Source organism: Dyadobacter flavalbus, assembly GCF_006149045.1.
GTDB lineage: Bacteria > Bacteroidota > Bacteroidia > Cytophagales > Spirosomataceae > Dyadobacter > Dyadobacter flavalbus.
Genome location: NZ_VBSN01000016.1, coordinates 49,768 through 67,907 on the forward strand (window position 1 = coordinate 49,768; position 18,140 = coordinate 67,907).

An 18,140-nucleotide genomic window follows, 5' to 3' on the forward strand; every position below is an offset into this window, starting at 1 on the left:
TTTAAACTCTGAACTGATTAGATATCTGAGTACTCAGCCGGATGTAAAAACAGCGTTACATTTTTAGAAACATTATTCTGATACTCAGGCATTGATTTTACTTTTCCCCATTCTGCATCATCACCGAAAGATTTCCAGTGTGCATCGCGGGAAGCCTTGTCAGAAAATGTGGTCATATACATCAGGTTTGGCATGGTTGCGCCGGCAATAACTTCTGCATAAAACACGGCATTGAATCCCAGACGATCAAAAATCCCGACTTCATTGCCATCATTGAACATCTTTACTTTATTCCGGTAAATCTTTTCAGTATGGCCTTCATAACTTCTCAGCTCGTAAATACGCTCGCTTTTCGGTGAAGTCAGATTGGGTTTTTTCATCATAGGCGCTTTTTCAAAAGCCTGCAGAACCGTTGATTTAATGCGTACGTAAGGCGGATTTTTATACTCGGCATCAATGTAATCCTTTCCGGCTGAAAGGTAAGCGGCATCTTTTTCCAGCGTTTTCGGAAGCGATACAAGCTGATCGAGTGACTTTAATGGTGTAAAAACATAAATCAGTTTTCCTGCGGACGTATCCGATTCAACGGGCATGAAAACACCGATATTTTTGATACCTGCGCGGTGCATGGCGGGAATGTAGGCATCTTTCAGATAGCTTTCCACACGTGCAAGCTGTTCCGGCCCTTTCAGCTGATACATTTTTATTTCATAATACTCTCTTTTTGGCTTGGCTGCAACGGCATTTAAAGTAATCGCTAAGAAGAAAAGGGTAACGATAAGGTTTAGTTTGGAAAACTTAATCATGTTAATCAACAATTTATAAATTATGGATAGTTTTTGAAATAGACAAAGGCATTTTAAAGCCTCGTTTACCCAAAAAAATCATACCTAAATTCATCGGATTGACAGATTCAGAATTTCGGACAGGAAAGCTGCCTCTTGCTGCTCTTGTGTCGTTTCGGTTTCGGATCAAGCGGAGCAAACACGTAAGACAAGGAAATTTCATGCGCACCGCCGCTGCTTGCGCCCAAAGTTGAAATCGTCAGGTCATAACTGTAACCGATTGAAAACTTGTCCTGACGGAAACCTGCAAGAAAAACCAGCGATTCGTGATTGTTTATATTCTTTTCATACTTTTTGAAAGGAATACCGCGGTACCATGCGCCCAGAACCAGCGGTTCAATAGTTACGTACATGCCGGCATCAAACTGATCGTATTTTCCCTGTTTTTTGTACATAATCGCAGGTGAAATCGTTTTTTCCTTGTCAATTTCATCACCCAGGAAAGTATATCCGGCAAACGGAATCCTCAAACCGGCCTGCAGACTCGCTTTTACCGGCAAACGTGCTTGGGACAAAGAGGAAAAAGCCTGATTCGGCCTGTTTAAATGATGTGCCGAAACCCCCGCCCAGTACCAGTCCGAATACAGCATTGCACCCGTTCCGAAATCTGCATAAAAAACATTGGGGCCGCCTTGTGCAAACGGATCTTCGGAAGGCTGTCCGGTAAGTCCGCCGTTGTCATACTGGTCACCGAAAGTCAGCCCGAAATAATCGAGTGTACGGGAAGCAAAACCGCCCTGTATGCCAAGACGCAAAGATGTCAGTTCATTCAGCTGGATCTGATAGGAATACTGCAATGCCAGTTCGGTTGATTTCAGGTTTCCCAAACCCTGGCTGTCCATGGTTACAAGTACGCCGAGCCCGCTGTTATAATTGGGAAGAAATACATCTCCGCCAAACGTCGTTGTTACAAAATTTGCTGAAAGCGACGGCCACTGGTTCCGGTAATTGATCGTTGCCCGCGGCGCCAGCGCCCCGCCTGCGAGTGCAGGGTTAAGGTAAAGCGGATTGGCATAAAACTGGGAAAACTGCGGGTCCTGACTCCAACCTTTAAGGCCGGACAGTGTCAGTATAAACAGGAAAAGTAAACACTTGGTCATAAATTTTTATTGAATACCGCACTTTAAAAGCGGTTGGATAACAGGCAAAAAACAATTACAAATTTAAATTCACAAAATATCATCAAATTGCGTACTGATATTCAAATTAGAGTGCTTTTAACGACATTACCGCACAAAATTTTAATATTTTATTTTCGTTAGTAAAGTCGGGTAAACTGAATATCAAATGTGGTGGACAGGGGTGTTTGAACAAGTAACGAAACATGGGGCGATTTTATAATAAGTACAAACAAATATTTTATTCGACTTTCTTTCTTTTATTGCTTGCAGCAGTATCAGTAAAAGCACAGGTTCCGTTTCTTGTGGAAGGTCAGTGCATGCAGAATCCGGACTGCCAGGCCGACTCGACTTCTTTCAGGGATACGCTGAGTACAGCCGTTGCGTGGCAATGGAGTTTCGGAGAAGGCGGCGCTACGGATACACGCCGCAATGCGCAGCATTCTTATCTTGCGCCGGGTTCATATACCGTTACACTTACGCGTACATTAAATGGCGGAGGCACGGAAACAGTTTCAAAAGTGGTGCAGATCGGTGAATTGCCGCCTTCATTTCAGGAATGGAAAACAGATACGACCATTTGCCCCGGCGATACGCTTGTTCTGGACCCCTATCCGAACGGAGCACCGTCCGGCGCAAAGTTTGTCTGGTACCCGAAAGGCGACACGACACAAACTTTGAATGTGGACAGTTCTGGCTGTTACTCCGTGGAAGTGATTCTGCCAAACGGCTGTAAAATACAGGATCGCGTGAATGTCAAGATCTGTATGGAACCGGCCAATCAGGAAGGTGCCAAATGGTTTTTCGGCGGAAATGCGGGACTTGATTTTTCAAACAGCCCGCCGACGCCCATTACGGACGGAAAGCTGAATACGCCCGAAGGAACATCGGCCATTGCCAATTCCAAAGGTCAGTTGCTGTTTTATTCCGACGGAATTACGGTATGGAACAAAAACGGGGACGTCATGCCGTGCTTTTCACCGGGGAACTGCGCACCGTTGAAAGGAAGCCCGAATTCCACGCAGTCCGTTCTTATTGTGCCGCAACCGACCTGTAAAGGCTGCGAGTATTTATTCAATGTTTTTACAACTTCGGATATCAACGGCGAAAAGCTTTTAACAGTTAGCGTTGTGGATATGCGCAGAAATAATGGCCTCGGCGCCATTATTGAGCAAAATACAACTCTTCAGCAGCCTACAACCGAACGGATCATTTCTGCACGCAACGACCGTGACAGTACTTACTGGGTTATTTCTCACGATTACGGAACCAATAAATTCCGGATTTTCCATGCAACAACAGGCGGACTGGTAGAAACCAGTGCACCGGAACTCGGTATGCCGCATGACACGCCGACAGAAGCCGAAGGTTACATGAAATTTTCTTCTCCGGACAGTACAACCGGTCAGCGGAGACTGGCTGTGATTGTGCCCGGCCCGCCCCAGAATTATGTAGAGCTTTTCAGCTTCAACGATTCAACAGGCGTTCTTACTTATGATAAAACCATTGATCTCGGGCCTGCGCCGCCTACGGCGTACGGTATCGAATTTTCGCCAAGCGGTGAAAAAATGTACATTTCATTCAAAGGCGGTAACGGTGCAAGTTCATACCTGAAACAATACGACCTTACTTTGCCCGACAGCCTTCTGGAAGAAACGGCCATAACCATTGACAGTTCGGCTACCCGGAATTTCGGTGCGCTGCAGTTTGCTCCCGATGGCAAAATTTACATGGCCATTGAAGGAAGCGAATACCTGGCAGTGATTGGCGAGCCGGAAGGAAGTTCACTTACCGGCGTGGATTACGAAAGAGACGGCGTTAATCTGGGCGGGAAAGTAAGCAAGCTGGGCTTGCCGAATATGGTTCAGGATTTCACACAGGAATCGTCCGGGCCCGGTTTTGAAGCGGATGGATTTTGTACCAATGAACCGACGACATTCCAGGCCAGCCCGATATGCGACCCGATAGAAGATTCGTATCAATGGGATTTTCTCGGAAACGGCAATTTTACTGCTCCTTCCAAAGAACAAAAGGCAACTTACACTTATACCGAACCCGGAACGTACCTGGTTGCGCTGCGGGCAAGCAACAAATGCAAGGACACAACGATTGTTCAGGAAGTAACCATTTATGAAACGCCTCCGCAGATTAACCTGGGTGCGGATAAAGATACCTGCGGCAATTTTGTTCCGCTGGACATGAATGTTCAGGCCGAGGTTTATGCATGGATTCATCGCGGAAGGGTTGTGGGAAGACAAAAGACCTACAATGCAGTGGCAACAGGAAGATACATTGCAGTGGCTTTTAACGGGCCGGAAGGTGAATGTTTTTCAGCCGATACCATTGAAATAACACTCCGCAAGCCACCTGCATTTTCGATCGGGCCGGATACGACCTTATGCCGCGACAGCTCCATACTCTTGTCCGTGCAAAGTGAAAGATGGATTGAGTTCAACTGGAGCACAGGCGAACAGACCAGAGACATCACAGTTGGCCAGCCGGGCTCCTACTTTGTCATTGTAAAAGACAGAAACGATTGCTTCAATTCCGATACGATCCAGGTTGGTGAACTGCCTTCGCCAATTATTAACCTCGCGCCCGAATACGCAATTTGTATTCCGGACGGACAGTCCGTTATGCTGGACGCAAACGGTCAGGGGCCATTGTCATATAACTGGCCGCATTCCGGAGATACAACGCGAACGGTACTTGTAAATCAGGAAGGTACTTATACAGTAGAGGCAACCAACAAAGAGGGCTGCGTTGCGCAACAGACAACCAATGTCATTGACAGATGTGAACCGCGGTTTTTTATTCCGGATGCATTTACGCCGGACGGAGAAGGCCATAACGAGATTCTGGAGATTTTCGGAGCTTATTATACCAATTTCTCGATCCGGATTTACAACCGCTGGGGAGAAGTCATTTACGCTACAAACAACATTGAAGACCGCTGGGACGGCACTTATAAAGGTGTAAAAGTACAGCCGGGAAGTTATCCTTATGTGCTTTCCTATGAAAGCCAGTACTATCCCGAACGTGCCCCGTATGTAAAGCGCGGCTCTGTAATGATCATCCGCTGATCCTTCTTTTTACGGATAAAATTCGTTATTTTTGATTAAAATCATTTCGGCATTTGCAGTTTGAAAGCTGCAAATGCCTGTTAATTTGTAAAAAACATTATGCGCCAGGATTATCTGTCCGGAGATAAAGAACAGCTTTCCAATACTGAAAAGGAAATCGAACGTGCATTGCGTCCGCTTACCTTTGATGATTTTACAGGACAGGATAAAATTCTTGAAAACCTGAAAATTTTCGTTCAGGCTGCACGCCAGCGGGGCGATGCACTGGACCATGTGCTGCTGCACGGGCCTCCGGGTTTGGGGAAAACTACTTTGTCCAACATTGTAGCCAATGAACTTGGCGCAGGAATAAAGATCACTTCCGGTCCGGTTCTGGACAAGCCAAGCGATCTCGCCGGCTTACTGACCAATTTACAGGAACACGACGTCCTTTTTATAGACGAAATCCACCGCCTGAACCCCATTGTTGAAGAATACCTTTATTCAGCCATGGAGGATTATAAAATCGATATCATGCTTGACAGCGGTCCGAATGCACGCAGCATTCAGATCGGGTTGAATCCCTTTACACTCATCGGTGCTACTACACGAGCCGGTATGCTGACTTCGCCCTTACGTGCAAGGTTCGGCATCAATGCACGTCTGGAATATTACGATGCCGAGCTTCTGGCAACTATATTAAGACGTTCGGCAGCTATTCTGGGGACGCCGCTGGATGAAGATGCAGCTTACGAAATTGCCCGCCGAAGCCGAGGTACGCCCAGGATCGCCAATAATCTGCTTCGCCGTACGCGTGATTTTGCACAGGTGAAAGGAAACGGAAAAATCACCGTTGCCATTGCTGAAATGGCTTTGCAGGCACTGGACGTCGATCAGAATGGTCTGGACGAAATGGATAACCGGATTCTAAGCACAATCATAGAAAAGTTCAAAGGCGGTCCGGTCGGAATTTCCACCATTGCAACGGCTTGCGGAGAAGAAGCGGAAACCATTGAAGAAGTATATGAGCCTTTTCTGATCAAGGAAGGCTATATGAAACGAACTTCACGCGGCCGCGAAGTTACTGAAAAGGCTTTCAAGCACTTAGGAATACTTCCGCGCCATCGTTCCGGAGAATTGTTTTAGCAAAAAAATACAATCTTGTTTTAAGAATTAAATGTATATTAACAATTGATGTAGTACTTTTGCGGTAAAATTTACTGTAACTGCCTCTATGATTGAAGTATTTGTTTCTGAAAAGTTAGTAGTGAGAGTGCCTTGTGCTGTGATTGAACATGAAGGAAAAATACTGGCAGGTCAGCGTAGCGCGGCATTATCGTTCCCACTACAATGGGAATTCCCCGGCGGCAAGCTGGAAAAAGGAGAAACCGACGAAGAAGGTCTTATCCGTGAAATCAGGGAAGAACTGGATGTAGAAATCGAAATCATTCACAAACTCCCGGTTACTGTGAAAGACCAGGGCTGGCGTGAAATCATTCTTGTCCCATTCGTATGCAGGCTTCGTTCTCACGTAATTACGTTAACCGAACACGAGCAGGTTTTATGGCTGAATCCCGAGGAACTGCCTTCCATTGACTGGACAGAAGGAGATCTGAATATTATTCAGAATTATTACGATTACTTATCGATCAAATTGTAATCTTTTTCCATCTCCAGCTTCACTGAACATTCCGTTTTCAAATACAAGATTGCCTGAAACGAACGTGTGCGTAACGACAGACTGGAAGCTGGTTCCTTCAAACGGAGACCATCCGCATTTGGAATAAATATTTGCTGTTTCCACCTTTGTAGCGGCATTGGTATCTACTAAAATCAGGTCGGCCCAGTATCCTTCCCGCACGTAGCCGCGGTCTTTGATCTGAAAACAATCGGCAACGGCGTGGCTCATTTTTTCTACAACTCTTTCAACAGAGATTTTTCCTGTTCTACTTAATTCGAGCATTACATTCAGCGTATGCTGCACAAGCGGCAGTCCGGAAGGTGCCTGCCAATAAGGCTGTGCTTTTTCGGCAATCGTGTGCGGTGCATGATCCGTAGCAATGACATCAATGCGGTTGTCCAGAACAGCCTGCAGAATAGCTTCTTTATGATGCGGTGCCTTGATCGCCGGATTGCATTTTATTTTATTGCCGAGGCTGTGATAATCCTCTGCATCAAACCATAAATGATGCACGCAGGCTTCGGCCGTTACGAGTTTCGGATTTCCGTCGGACAGAAGGATATTGCCGTCTTTTCTGATTCCCGGCTCAAACAGGAATACTTCATCACCCGTTGAAATATGCAGGATATGCAGCCTTGTATTATGCTTGTGCGCAAGCGAAGTTGCAAAGGAAGATGATTTAAGGCAGGCTTCTTCATTCCTGATCAATGCATGAATGTTGTAAGGAACATTCTCGCCGTACTTTTCTTTAAAAAATTCCATACGATGACGTACAGTCGGCTCGTCTTCACAATGCGTTGCAATGACGCATGGCGCATTGGCAAACAGTTTTTCCAGAACCTGCGGTGCATCCACAAGCATATTACCCGTTGAAGAACCCATGAAGATCTTGATGCCGCAGACTTCCGCCGGGTTTGTACGCATCACTTCGTCGTAATTGTCATTGGATGCACCCATAAAAAACGAGTAATTGGCAAATGACGTTTCAGAAGCGATTTTGTATTTATCTTCCAACAGTTGCTGCGTCAGCGTATTCGGAACGGTATTCGGCATTTCCATAAAGGAAGTCACACCGCCCGCAACTGCTGCTTTTGATTCTGTATGAATATCGGCTTTATACGTTAATCCGGGCTCCCGGAAATGCACCTGATCGTCGATAACGCCGGGCATCAGGTATTTGCCGCCGGCATCAATAACGCGGTCAGCTTCTGAGTGCTGCAGATCTTTTCCAATTCTTTCGATGTGACCATTCCGGATAAATACGTCAGATTCCTGAATAGTGTTTTCATTTACTACAAGTGCATTAACGATCAGCGTTGTCATTCCCGATTATTTTTTTCTGTAAAGGTATTGAGTCGCTTCGAAATTCATTCATAGATATTGCTAAATATGCGCATCAAGGACATTTTGCACGATTTTGTTGATTTGATATTTCCAAGAAACTGCGAAGCCTGTCATAGCGGACTCATTGGAAATGAAGAAATTATATGCACTTTCTGCCGGATTTCATTGCCCAGGATTGAAGCTGACGGATTAAATAGTGAAGCATTGAATTTCAAATTTGCAGGCACTCCGGAAATCATTTCCACGCATTCCTTTTTGTTATTTACCAAAAAAGGCAAAGTTCAGCAATTGCTTCATGCGTTGAAATACAAAGGCGTCAAGGAAGTTGGCTTGACATTGGGATTTATGTTCGGGCAGGAAATGGCAGCTTCCGGCATGCTTCCGCCGGCAGAACTGATTATCAGCGTGCCTTTGCATGAAAAAAAGAAGAAAAGCAGAGGCTACAACCAAAGTGACTTGCTTGCAGAAGGATTTTCCAATGCAACCGGCATTCCCTGGTCCGGAACAATACTGAGCCGGACGAGGCATACGGCCACTCAAACCGGAAAGTCAAAAACGGAAAGACGTGAAAATGTGAAAGGTGTATTTTCAGTCAAAACAGACATAAAAGTCCAAAGCGTGATCATTATGGACGATGTTCTTACGACAGGTGCTACGCTGGAAGAATGTGTCAGTGCGCTGAAAACTGCCGGATGCAAGAAATTTTATATTCTTACCATTGCGCTGGCAAAACATTAAAACAAAAAAAGCCGTTACCTGAACCGGCAACGGCTTCAATCAATATATAGGCTGTTATTCTTTGTGACTTCCGGTCGCAATCATGGCACAACGGAAACCAACCATAGCTGTTGCAGAATCCTGATCCATGTAACGACGTGTTCCGGGAGACAACCAGTAAGCAACATCCGCCCAGGAACCACCTTTGTAAACCCTCAGATTATCGGTTACAAGAGAATTGTTGTTTTTGGTATCATAGCTTTTGGCTTCATCCTGATAGCCGTCACGACGGAACGAGTTCAGGTCATTTACGTCACTGTTTGAAAGCGGACGGTAAACGTCATAAACCCATTCGCTAACGTTTCCAGCCATGTCATAAAGACCATTGTCATTAGCCGGATAGGAACGGATTTCCTGTGTAATGATAGCTCCGTCATTTGATTTTCCTGCAATACCCGCGTAATCACCCGGGCCGCGTTTGAAGTTGGCAAGCATGGTGCCCTGCTTGCGGCCACGCGGCTGGCGCATGGTTGATCCGTCCCAGGGATAAATTCTGGAGTTGGACTGATTTTCATCCGAATACTGCGTCCCGATCATCGCTATGGCAGCATACTCGAATTCTGCTTCAGTCGGAAGGCGGTACGGAGGCATTACGTAACCACTTTCAATTCTGAGTTGCGGAGCAGCTTGTGTACTAGCAACCGCTTCTGCCTGAGCAGCTTCTTTTTTCTTCTTGCCAAATGACAATCCTCTTTTCTTGCCGCCTGCCGCTGCTGCAGCACCTGCTGTATTGTTAGCCTGGCTTACTGCTGCGGTTCGCCATTCACAGTAATCATTGGCCTGAACCCACGATACGCCCACAACCGGATACAAACGGAAACCGGGGTGACGAAGGTACATGGTGACGTAGGAGTCGTTGAAAGACAATTCATTAAACCATACGTTGGTATCGGGAAGTGCCTTGCTGTAAAATTCTTCAGAAGAATCGCGCTGAACCGCATTCAGGTATTCAAGATAATGAACATTCGCAACTTCGGTCTGATCCATGTAGAAAGACTGAATACTTACTGTTCTTTTCGGATTATCCCTTCTGCTCATTACGTCCTCTTCCAGAGAACCCATTGTAAACCGGCCGCCTTCGATATAAACAAGGTCAGGTCCGGCAGGCAATGCTTTGTACTGTTTTACCTCGAAGCCGTCTTTACCATTGTAAGCCAGTCCCGTTTTCGAACTGGTTTTTCCTGGTTTAAGGCTGGTCGGTTTTTTGTTTTTACTACATGAAGTAGCCGCTAATAACACAATCAGAATCAACGAGATCGACCGGATACCCATCTTTTGCATGCAAATCATTGCTTTAAAGTAACTTAAGTGTTTGGTATTTAATATTATGCGAATCCGCAAATGTATGAAATGAATCGTAATATAATTTATAAATCAATCACTGATCATCTCCATTAAAATATTTCTGGCCTGATCAATGCTTTTTACATCTTCACAAATCAACATCAGTTTGCCTTTCTGATCTTTTAATGCGATCTTTTTCGGATGTCTTTTAATGTAATCAATAATCTGTCCGAATTTAGGCGATTGAAAGAATGCATCGTTCTGCGAAGTAACGAAGTAGCCTTTCATTGTATTGTTTTTCAGCGTCAATTTTTCAAAATGCATCCGTTCAGCTTCCCAGCGCAGCCGCACCGTTCTGAGCAGATCTTCCACTTCGTGCGGAACCGGGCCAAACCGGTCCAGAATCTCCTGCTCGAATTTGCTCAGCTCTTCTTCATTTTCCACATTGTCAAGGCGGGTATATAACGACAACCTTTCCGAAATATTTTTAACATAGTCGTCCGGAATCAAAGTTGTAAAATCCGTCTCGATCTGACAATCTGGAACAAGTTTCTGAGGCAGCCCGAGCGCTGTTGAAAACAGGTCTTTAAACTCGTTATTTTTCAGTTCACTTACGGCTTCATCCAGCATTTTGTGATACAGATCGTAACCAAGATCATTTACAAAACCGCTTTGCTCAGCTCCAAGCAGGTTTCCTGCACCGCGAATGTCAAGGTCGCGCATCGCAACTTTAAAGCCGTCGCCGAGTTCAGAAAATTCTTCCAGCGTCTGTAACCGCTTGCGCGAATCGCTGGCCAGTGTAGATACCGAAGGCGTCAGCAGATAACAGAATGCTTTCCGGTTTGAACGCCCAACCCTGCCGCGCATCTGATGCAAATCCGAAAGACCGAACATATGCGCCGAATTGATGATGATCGTATTGGCATTGGCAATATCGATTCCCGATTCGATGATATTGGTCGAAACCAGCACATCGTATTCGCCTTCAATGAAATTGACCATAACTTTTTCCAGCTTATCGCCGTCCATTTGCCCGTGCGCTACGCCAATTCTTACATCGGGCACCAGGCGCAGAATGATATTGGCAATGGATTCAATGTCATTGACCCGGTTATGAACAAAAAACACCTGTCCACCGCGCTGCACTTCAAAGCTGATCGCATCCCGGATAAATTCTTCACTGAACGTATGTACTTCCGTCGTAACCGGCTGACGGTTTGGCGGAGGCGTGGCAATGACGGAAAGATCTCTGGCGCCCATCAAAGAAAAATGCAGTGTTCTCGGGATCGGCGTGGCTGTCAGTGTAAGCACATCCACATTGACACGCATTTCTTTCAGACGGTCTTTAGCCTTTACCCCGAATTTCTGTTCTTCATCCACGATCAGCAGCCCCAAATCCTTGAATTTTACATCTTTGTTCAGAATCCTGTGCGTTCCGATCAGAATGTCGATTTTTCCTTCTTCGGCTTCCTTCAAAGTTTCCTTGATTTGCTTCGCAGATTTGAACCGGTTGATATAACCGACCTTTGCAGGAAAATCGCTCAGACGCTCGCTGAATGTTTTATAATGCTGCATGGCCAGAATCGTCGTTGGCACCAGCACGGCAACCTGCTTGCTGTCACAAACTGCCTTGAACGCCGCCCGGATTGCTATTTCTGTTTTACCAAAACCCACATCGCCGCAAACCAGCCTGTCCATCGGATGCGCTTTTTCCATGTCTTCTTTCACATTGGAAGTTGCAGTGGCCTGGTCAGGCGTATCTTCATATAAAAAGGAAGATTCCAGTTCGGCCTGCATGTAATTGTCGGGAGAAAACGGAAAGCCCGGTGCCTGCCGGCGTTTGGCATATAATGCAATCAGCTCATGCGCAATGTCTTTGAGCTGCTTTTTTACTCTGGATTTCTTGGCTTCCCACTCGCCTGAACCGAGCTTGCTCATGGCAGGCGGCGTGCCTTCTTTTCCGGTGTATTTTGCTATTTTGTGCAGGTTGTGCACGCTTACATAAAGCAGGTCATTATCGCGGTAAATAAGCCGGATTGCTTCCTGTTCCCTGCCGTTTACATCTTTTCGCTCCATGCCGGCAAAGCGGCCTATGCCATAATCCACGTGCGTTACAAAATCGCCGGGCTGCAAAGATTTCAGTTCCTTTAATGTAATCGCTTTGGACTTGCTGAATTTTTCCTTTAAGCGGTATTTGTGGAAACGGGCAAAAATCTGGTGATCCGTATAACACGCTACTTTCATGTTATCATCCACAAATCCTTCCCGCAGGGAAATATGCATGGGCCGGAATTTCACAAAAGGGTCCAGATCTTCAAAAATCCTTTCCAGCCGGTCAAGCTGCTTGGGCTGTTCCGCAACAATGATATTGATATATCCTTTGGACTGATTTTCTGACAGATCGTCCAGCAATCTTTTGAAATCCTTGTTAAATGAAGGCTGCGGTTTGGAGGAATACGGCAGTTTGTTTTCCGTTTTGAAATACGATCTTTTTCCAAATTCAACAGTTTTAAATTTCTTGACCTGATTCAGAAAGCCTCTCCGCGTTTCGAAAAGGTCCTGCGGGTTTGAAACAATCTGAACACCGCCGCCTGTCACTTCTTCGAGAGCTTTTTCGGCCTTTTCAAAACATTTTTCGATTACTTCAAGCGTAAGGTCTGCATCCTTAAACCAAAGCACCGTTTCCGCAGGAAAGAAATTCAGAAACGATTCGCGGGATTCGTGCGAAAGCTTTTGCTGAATGTCGGGGACAATGTTAACCTGCTTGGCGGTCTCAATCGAAAGCTGCGTATCCGGATCAAATGAACGGATGCTTTCGACTTCGTCTCCAAACAGCTCGATACGAAACGGGTGCTCGCTTGCAAAAGAAAAAACATCCAAAATTCCACCCCGGACAGAAAACTGTCCGGCTTCAAAAACGAAATCGGTGATTTCAAACCCGTAACTCGTCAGAAATTCCGTCAGGAACGAAGGATCCAGTTTTTCACCGACTTTTACGGAAAAAGTATTGGCTTTCAGCGACCGCTTGTTGATCACCTTTTCAAACAATGCCTCCGGATAAGTAACGATCTGAATAGGCCCTGTTTTGGCAATGCTCAGTTTGTTCAGGATTTCCCCGCGCATCAGCACATTGGCATTATCCACTTCTTCATAATGATACGGCCTCTTGTAGGATGTCGGATAAAATAAAACCTCCGTTTTGCCAATAAGATTCTGCAGATCGTTCTGAAAATAAGCAGCTTCTTCCCGGTCGCTCAGGATATACACGGCCGGCCCTTTCCTTTTTTGCTGTATGGAAGCAGCTATAACGGCATCCAGGCTTCCGACCAGTCCTTTTATTTGCACGTGAGCGGCGTCCTGACTATCGGATGTTATCTGCGAGATGAGGATATCAAGATAACTATCGCCGCCATACAGTTTTAATAAGTCTTTAACTTCCAAGCAATTTTCTATTATAAAGCGAACTTAGCCGCCGTGAATTTAAACGCAAAAAGCCGTTTCAGGATTTCCCCGGACCGGCAAAAGAACAACAATGGTTTACTCAATTTTGTTTGTATCAGTGCTATTTACTAATAAAAATAATTTGAAAAACATTTTCCGGAAAAAGGAGGCTCTTCTGGAGCCGCCAAAACAAATGTCAAACGCGATTTTCTACAAACAGGGCGCTACTTCGTAGCGAACTTTGGTTTTACAATGAGCTATATTTTTGAATTTGAAATTTTGAACAACATCCTATTTTAATTTCGGCATTTGCAATCTGCCACGGAGTGGCAACCTGTTTCTAGCAAACGCATGCCTGATGCCCGATGTAACTCCGGCAGGAGTTGCCTTACCATCCGAGAAGGAGGCTCCTGCGGAGCCGCCAAAACGAATGCCAAATGCGTTTTTCTACAAACAGGCGGCTCCGCAGGAACCATTGAATTGCTAAACCTCTATTTTTACGATTTATAATTGATAATTCATGACAGACTGGCTCAATCAGACCATTTCACTTGGTGGCATTACAACTACATATCTTGAAATTCTGGGATTTCTTACCGGAGCAGTTTGTGTATATCTGAATACGCGCCAGAATGTGCTTGGCTGGTTTTTCGGCATCATTAATGCCGTACTGTACGCAATTGTTTTCTGGCAAGTACAGCTTTATGCAGATACCGGCCTGCAGGGATATTACTTTCTGACAAGCATTTACGGCTGGTGGATGTGGAAATTCGGAGGAAAAAGCCATGACGGAATTCGTGTTACCCGAACACCAATACGGCTGTATCTTATCTTCGGACTTATTTTTATTACTGCCACCTTGCTATGGGGCTATTTACTTGGCCGTTTTACAAATGCAAGCCTGACTTACGCCGATTCTGCATTAACCGTGGCAAGTCTGATCGGACAATGGATGATGGCGAGGAAGTATCTTGAAAACTGGATCTTGTGGATTGTCGCTGATGCCTGCTATGTATTTATGTACTTTTACAAAAGCCTGCATCTCACCGCTATTTTGTACGCAGTATTTCTTGCACTGGCCGTTATGGGATATATTCAGTGGAAAAGAGATGTTAACAATACATCGACTGCAACCTAAGTAATTGCCTGAAATTGATTGAAAACTCTCATTTTACATTTTACCCATGAATATATTTTTCTATCAAACAGCTAAAAGCCAAACGCCAACAGCTACTTAGCTAAAAATACTGAACGGAATTTCCTGTTCCTGAAGTAAAGCCTTTATGCGCGGAGAATCCTGAAATACAATGTTCAGCTCTTTTCTGGAAATGCCTTCCTCCTCTTCATCCAGCCATTTCCAGTCTTCTGCAGTTGCATCAAGCATGTCTATAACAGCAAGGATTTTTTCTTCTGACTTCTCTCTGGAAAGCCATTCCGCAGAATGGTCAATGTATATAATGACTTTCTGTTCGTCAATCCATTCCAGATCATTAAGCATTTCATCCAGGTCATCCAGATTTTTACCGGAATAATCCGGAAACTGCATGGCGGCGGCAATCTGCTCATGGAAATCCTTTATGGAAGCTGCTTTTCTGCCGTCAATATATGCGATGTAAGATCCGAGGAATGACTTCCGGATGTCCGTTTCTTTTTGTGCTATCAGAAAATGTGCGCTTTTCATAACTCAGGCGATTTTAACAAGGCTGCAAGTTATGGAAAATACAATTTTAACGATAGACATTTTGCACAGCTTACCGGATATATCTTTTCCTGAACAAATGCATCATATGCACATTAATGGCCCATTGGTCTGCAAGCGGCTGATTGGTATAAGGAAGCGTCGGAAGATAATTGGGCGGACCAAATTCCGTTAAAACCGTAAGTATTCCGCCGCTTTTCACTTTCTGCTCCACAACCGCATCCCACCAGCCAAGGTGCGCTTTTACAGCCGCCTCCCATTCCGGCGCACGCGGGTCATTTACCTGCGGACCTTCTTCATGGCCGATCCGGGAATGGATATGTCCGACGCGCGACAGCGCGAGGCGAACCGTTTCCTGCTGATCCTGCAGCAAACTTTCATGTACATTGCACCAGTGCGAAACATCCAGCGTAAGCCTTAGTTCAGGGTTTTTCTCTATAAAATTCCGGGTAACATGCGCTGCAAAAAGCATGCGCCCGCGATGCGTTTCATGATAAATGGGAATGCCGCTTTTGGAAGAAGCTTCGGTTGTATGGTCAATAAAAGCTTTGTTCTGTTCGTAAGTGAAAAAATCTTTTCCGCTGTGACAGTTTATGTACAAAGGCTTTTTGTCAAATTGCGTCGTTGCTTCATTAATCGATTTTCTGAAAGCATCCAGATGAACCGCATAGTCTTTTTCTCCCGATCCGCACAGATATCCGACTTCCAGATCATATTTTTTCAATGCTGAAAACAGTTCCGTCTGCTTCTCCTTTGATGACGGCCACCACATTTCAATGCCGTCATAACCTTCTTTTTTAACCGCGGCACAAAATGAATCCGTTGTGCCTTCGTAGCCCCAGTTTGTACCCAGTATTTTTAAAGACATTTTATTTTCAAATCGGAACGGAGCCGCATGCTCATCGGCGATGGCTTCAAAGCCGGTTAAAATTCCTGCGGTTGCTAGGGCGGTATTCATAAAATTGCGGCGGTTCATTTTAAAAAAATTCTTGAATAGTAATAATGGCCAGATTAACGTACTTCTGCTGTGGCTTTCAACGCCGTTGTATCTCCTGACTTCAGGAATTTTGAAATAGCAGCTTCATTCATGCCATTCACAATCAGAAGATCAGGATGGTGTTTACTTACGCGGCTTACTGCGCTGTCCGTCACGGCAGACTGCCATACATAAACGGATCGCAGCCCTTTTTTGGAAGCAATATTTTCCAGACCGGCGTCGCTTATTTTTGTATCAACAAGATTGAGGTATTCCAGAGACGGCAAATTTTTCAGTTCCTTCAAACCTGCGTCTGTTACCGCTGTATGCTCAAGATGTAATTTGCTGAGGTTTCTGAAATTTGCAATTATTTTCAGGCCTGCATCCGAAATTTTGGTTTTACCCAGTTTAAGCCAGGCAATCTGCTCCGAAACGTTCGACAGCAATGCAACTTGCTTATCGTTAAAGTTCGGCGCATTTACTGCGCTTACTTCCAGCAGGTTCAAGTCCTGAGATACTGCATTCACGATCAGGCCCGCTTTTCTCAGAGCTTCCATATCCGTTTCCCTGGCCGCAGGGACTTTCACGTTCAGTATCATTGACGTGGATGTTGCTTCGTTGCCTGAGCCTTGTCCGCTGCCTAGTGACGCCAATGCTTTTTTTACTTCTTCCGTCGCTTTCAGTTCAGCCACTTTTTTCTCTGCGGCAGCACCCTGATCAATCCACCAGGAAAGCAATGCAATCTGTTCATTCGTCAACTGCGGCTTTCCCTTCGGAGGCATGTGTTCATCGTCATTTTCCGGAAGCAGGCAGCGTTTGATCATGTCACTTTCCGCACTTTTACCTGCAATAAATGCCGGACCGCTTTCACCGCCTTTCAGAAGCAGCGCAAGCTGATCCATTCTTAAATCACCTTTCTGTTTGCTGGCATTATGGCATTGTACGCAGCGCATTTCCAGTATCGGCTGAACAATGTCCTTGTAAACAACCGCTTCCTGAATATTTGTAATTGGCTTCATTTCAACGATCTGTTCTTTGGCAGGCGGCAATCCGGCTATGTTCCGCAAGGGCGCAGGCATGTACTGCGTGAGATAATCCTCGCCATGTGTAAGCGATCCGCCATCGTGCCCGGCGGTCATGGTAAGCAGCAGTGAAATGGCAAATGCAGGAATATAAATCTTTGTTAATAAAGGCACAAACCTTGTAAAAAGCTCCGATTTCACCAGCCATGCGATCCAGGCGAATGCAGCCACGCCTATTCCCTGCCATTTATGATTATTAAGCAGCTCTTCATCATAACCGCCGCCCAGGGACAAAAGATAACCTGCTATGCAAGCCAGCGTTGCGCCGATCGCCGACAAAAGCAAAATGAACGAAATAACCGACTGACTGATGTTTACCTTACCCGTACGCCGCCCGATCTCGAGCAGTGCGGCCAGGATAATGAATCCGATGGGTAAATGAACAAAAACCGGATGAAATCTTCCAATAAATATTGCCCAGCCGGAAGCTTGCAAAAAAGGATATGGCATGCCGAAATTTCAGAAGTTAGGGTTTAAATAAAAAAGATCAAAGTGGACTGCATTACAGGCGGAAAATTTCCGGACAGGAAACGGTTTTTGGCGAATTGTCGTCATTTACTTCCATTAAGCCGGCCATGTAATCCCACCATTTTTTCATAATAGGCAAGGAGGCAAGGTTTGCAGTACGGTCATTTTCTCCGAGTTTCTGAAATGCAAAGAGCGCAAGTGTTTCCTCATCCAGAAAAATATAGTATTCCAGTATGCCGGCATTTTTGAGCAGTTCGGCCAGTTCCGGCCAGATTTCATCATGCCTTTTTTTGTATTCTGCTTCATAACCCGGTTTCAGCTGCATCCGGAATGCTTTTACATATTCGTTTCCCATTAATAAGC

14 protein-coding genes are annotated in these 18,140 nt (G+C 45.3%); 5 read left to right on the top strand and 9 right to left on the bottom strand.

Translation table 11 applies throughout. The features are described 5' to 3' along the window. Nucleotides 1-17: 17 nt before the first annotated feature. Both FEM33_RS02375 and FEM33_RS02380 read right to left on the bottom strand, forming a co-directional pair. Nucleotides 18-806, bottom strand: coding sequence for an NIPSNAP family protein (locus FEM33_RS02375; RefSeq protein WP_139010518.1), 789 nt, complete (start codon nt 804-806; stop codon nt 18-20). Between the two features lie 107 nt (nt 807-913). After that, nucleotides 914-1,945: a PorP/SprF family type IX secretion system membrane protein gene (locus tag FEM33_RS02380; RefSeq protein WP_139010519.1), complete on the bottom strand. Its 1,032-nt coding sequence runs from the start codon at nt 1,943-1,945 to the stop codon at nt 914-916. Nucleotides 1,946-2,169: 224 nt separating this feature from the next. On the opposite strand from FEM33_RS02380, the gene FEM33_RS02385 reads away from it, so the two are divergent. From FEM33_RS02385 to FEM33_RS02395, 3 genes are all read left to right on the top strand, one after another. After that, a complete protein-coding gene (locus FEM33_RS02385; protein WP_139010520.1) occupies nt 2,170-5,046 on the top strand; it encodes a PKD domain-containing protein in 2,877 nt (958 codons plus the stop codon). 99 nt (nt 5,047-5,145) lie between these two features. Further along, on the top strand, nt 5,146-6,171 hold the full coding sequence (gene ruvB, locus FEM33_RS02390; RefSeq protein WP_138283369.1) for a Holliday junction branch migration DNA helicase RuvB: 1,026 nt from the start codon (nt 5,146-5,148) through the stop codon (nt 6,169-6,171). Nucleotides 6,172-6,259: 88 nt separating this feature from the next. Then, nucleotides 6,260-6,685 carry a (deoxy)nucleoside triphosphate pyrophosphohydrolase gene (locus FEM33_RS02395; protein WP_139010521.1) on the top strand — a complete coding sequence of 142 codons (426 nt, stop codon included), beginning with the start codon at nt 6,260-6,262 and terminating at the stop codon, nt 6,683-6,685. Here the strand turns inward: FEM33_RS02395 and FEM33_RS02400 are convergent. Beyond that, nucleotides 6,668-8,029, bottom strand: a complete 1,362-nt coding sequence (locus FEM33_RS02400) for a dihydroorotase (RefSeq protein ID WP_139010522.1) — start codon at nt 8,027-8,029, stop codon at nt 6,668-6,670. The genes FEM33_RS02395 and FEM33_RS02400 overlap by 18 nt on opposite strands. 66 nt (nt 8,030-8,095) lie before the next feature. Here FEM33_RS02400 and FEM33_RS02405 point away from each other — a divergent pair, with 66 nt between their 5' ends. Further along, entirely contained in the window at nt 8,096-8,788 is a 693-nt protein-coding gene (locus FEM33_RS02405) for a ComF family protein (RefSeq protein WP_139010523.1), read from the top strand. A 54-nt stretch (nt 8,789-8,842) separates the two neighbouring features. Here FEM33_RS02405 and FEM33_RS02410 read toward each other — a convergent pair whose 3' ends face one another. Both FEM33_RS02410 and mfd read right to left on the bottom strand, forming a co-directional pair. Beyond that, nucleotides 8,843-10,108 carry an SUMF1/EgtB/PvdO family nonheme iron enzyme gene (locus FEM33_RS02410; protein WP_139010524.1) on the bottom strand — a complete coding sequence of 422 codons (1,266 nt, stop codon included), beginning with the start codon at nt 10,106-10,108 and terminating at the stop codon, nt 8,843-8,845. Nucleotides 10,109-10,201: 93 nt separating this feature from the next. Continuing rightward, a complete protein-coding gene (mfd, locus tag FEM33_RS02415) occupies nt 10,202-13,552 on the bottom strand; it encodes a transcription-repair coupling factor (RefSeq protein ID WP_139010525.1) in 3,351 nt (1,116 codons plus the stop codon). A gap of 520 nt (nt 13,553-14,072) precedes the next feature. On the opposite strand from mfd, the gene pnuC reads away from it, so the two are divergent. Further along, nucleotides 14,073-14,690, top strand: a complete 618-nt coding sequence (gene pnuC, locus FEM33_RS02420; RefSeq protein WP_139010526.1) for a nicotinamide riboside transporter PnuC — start codon at nt 14,073-14,075, stop codon at nt 14,688-14,690. Nucleotides 14,691-14,786: 96 nt separating this feature from the next. Here the strand turns inward: pnuC and FEM33_RS02425 are convergent, their stop codons facing one another. From FEM33_RS02425 to rhaM, 4 genes are all read right to left on the bottom strand, one after another. After that, on the bottom strand, nt 14,787-15,233 hold the full coding sequence (locus tag FEM33_RS02425; protein ID WP_139010527.1) for a barstar family protein: 447 nt from the start codon (nt 15,231-15,233) through the stop codon (nt 14,787-14,789). 70 nt (nt 15,234-15,303) lie between these two features. Beyond that, nucleotides 15,304-16,209 (bottom strand): sugar phosphate isomerase/epimerase family protein, encoded by a 906-nt coding sequence (locus FEM33_RS02430; protein WP_229214046.1) that lies wholly within the window; start codon nt 16,207-16,209, stop codon nt 15,304-15,306. Between the two features lie 53 nt (nt 16,210-16,262). After that, a complete protein-coding gene (locus FEM33_RS02435; RefSeq protein ID WP_139010529.1) occupies nt 16,263-17,759 on the bottom strand; it encodes a c-type cytochrome domain-containing protein in 1,497 nt (498 codons plus the stop codon). A 52-nt stretch (nt 17,760-17,811) separates the two neighbouring features. After that, nucleotides 17,812-18,132 carry an L-rhamnose mutarotase gene (rhaM, locus tag FEM33_RS02440; RefSeq protein ID WP_139010530.1) on the bottom strand — a complete coding sequence of 107 codons (321 nt, stop codon included), beginning with the start codon at nt 18,130-18,132 and terminating at the stop codon, nt 17,812-17,814. Between the last annotated feature and the right edge of the window lie 8 nt (nt 18,133-18,140).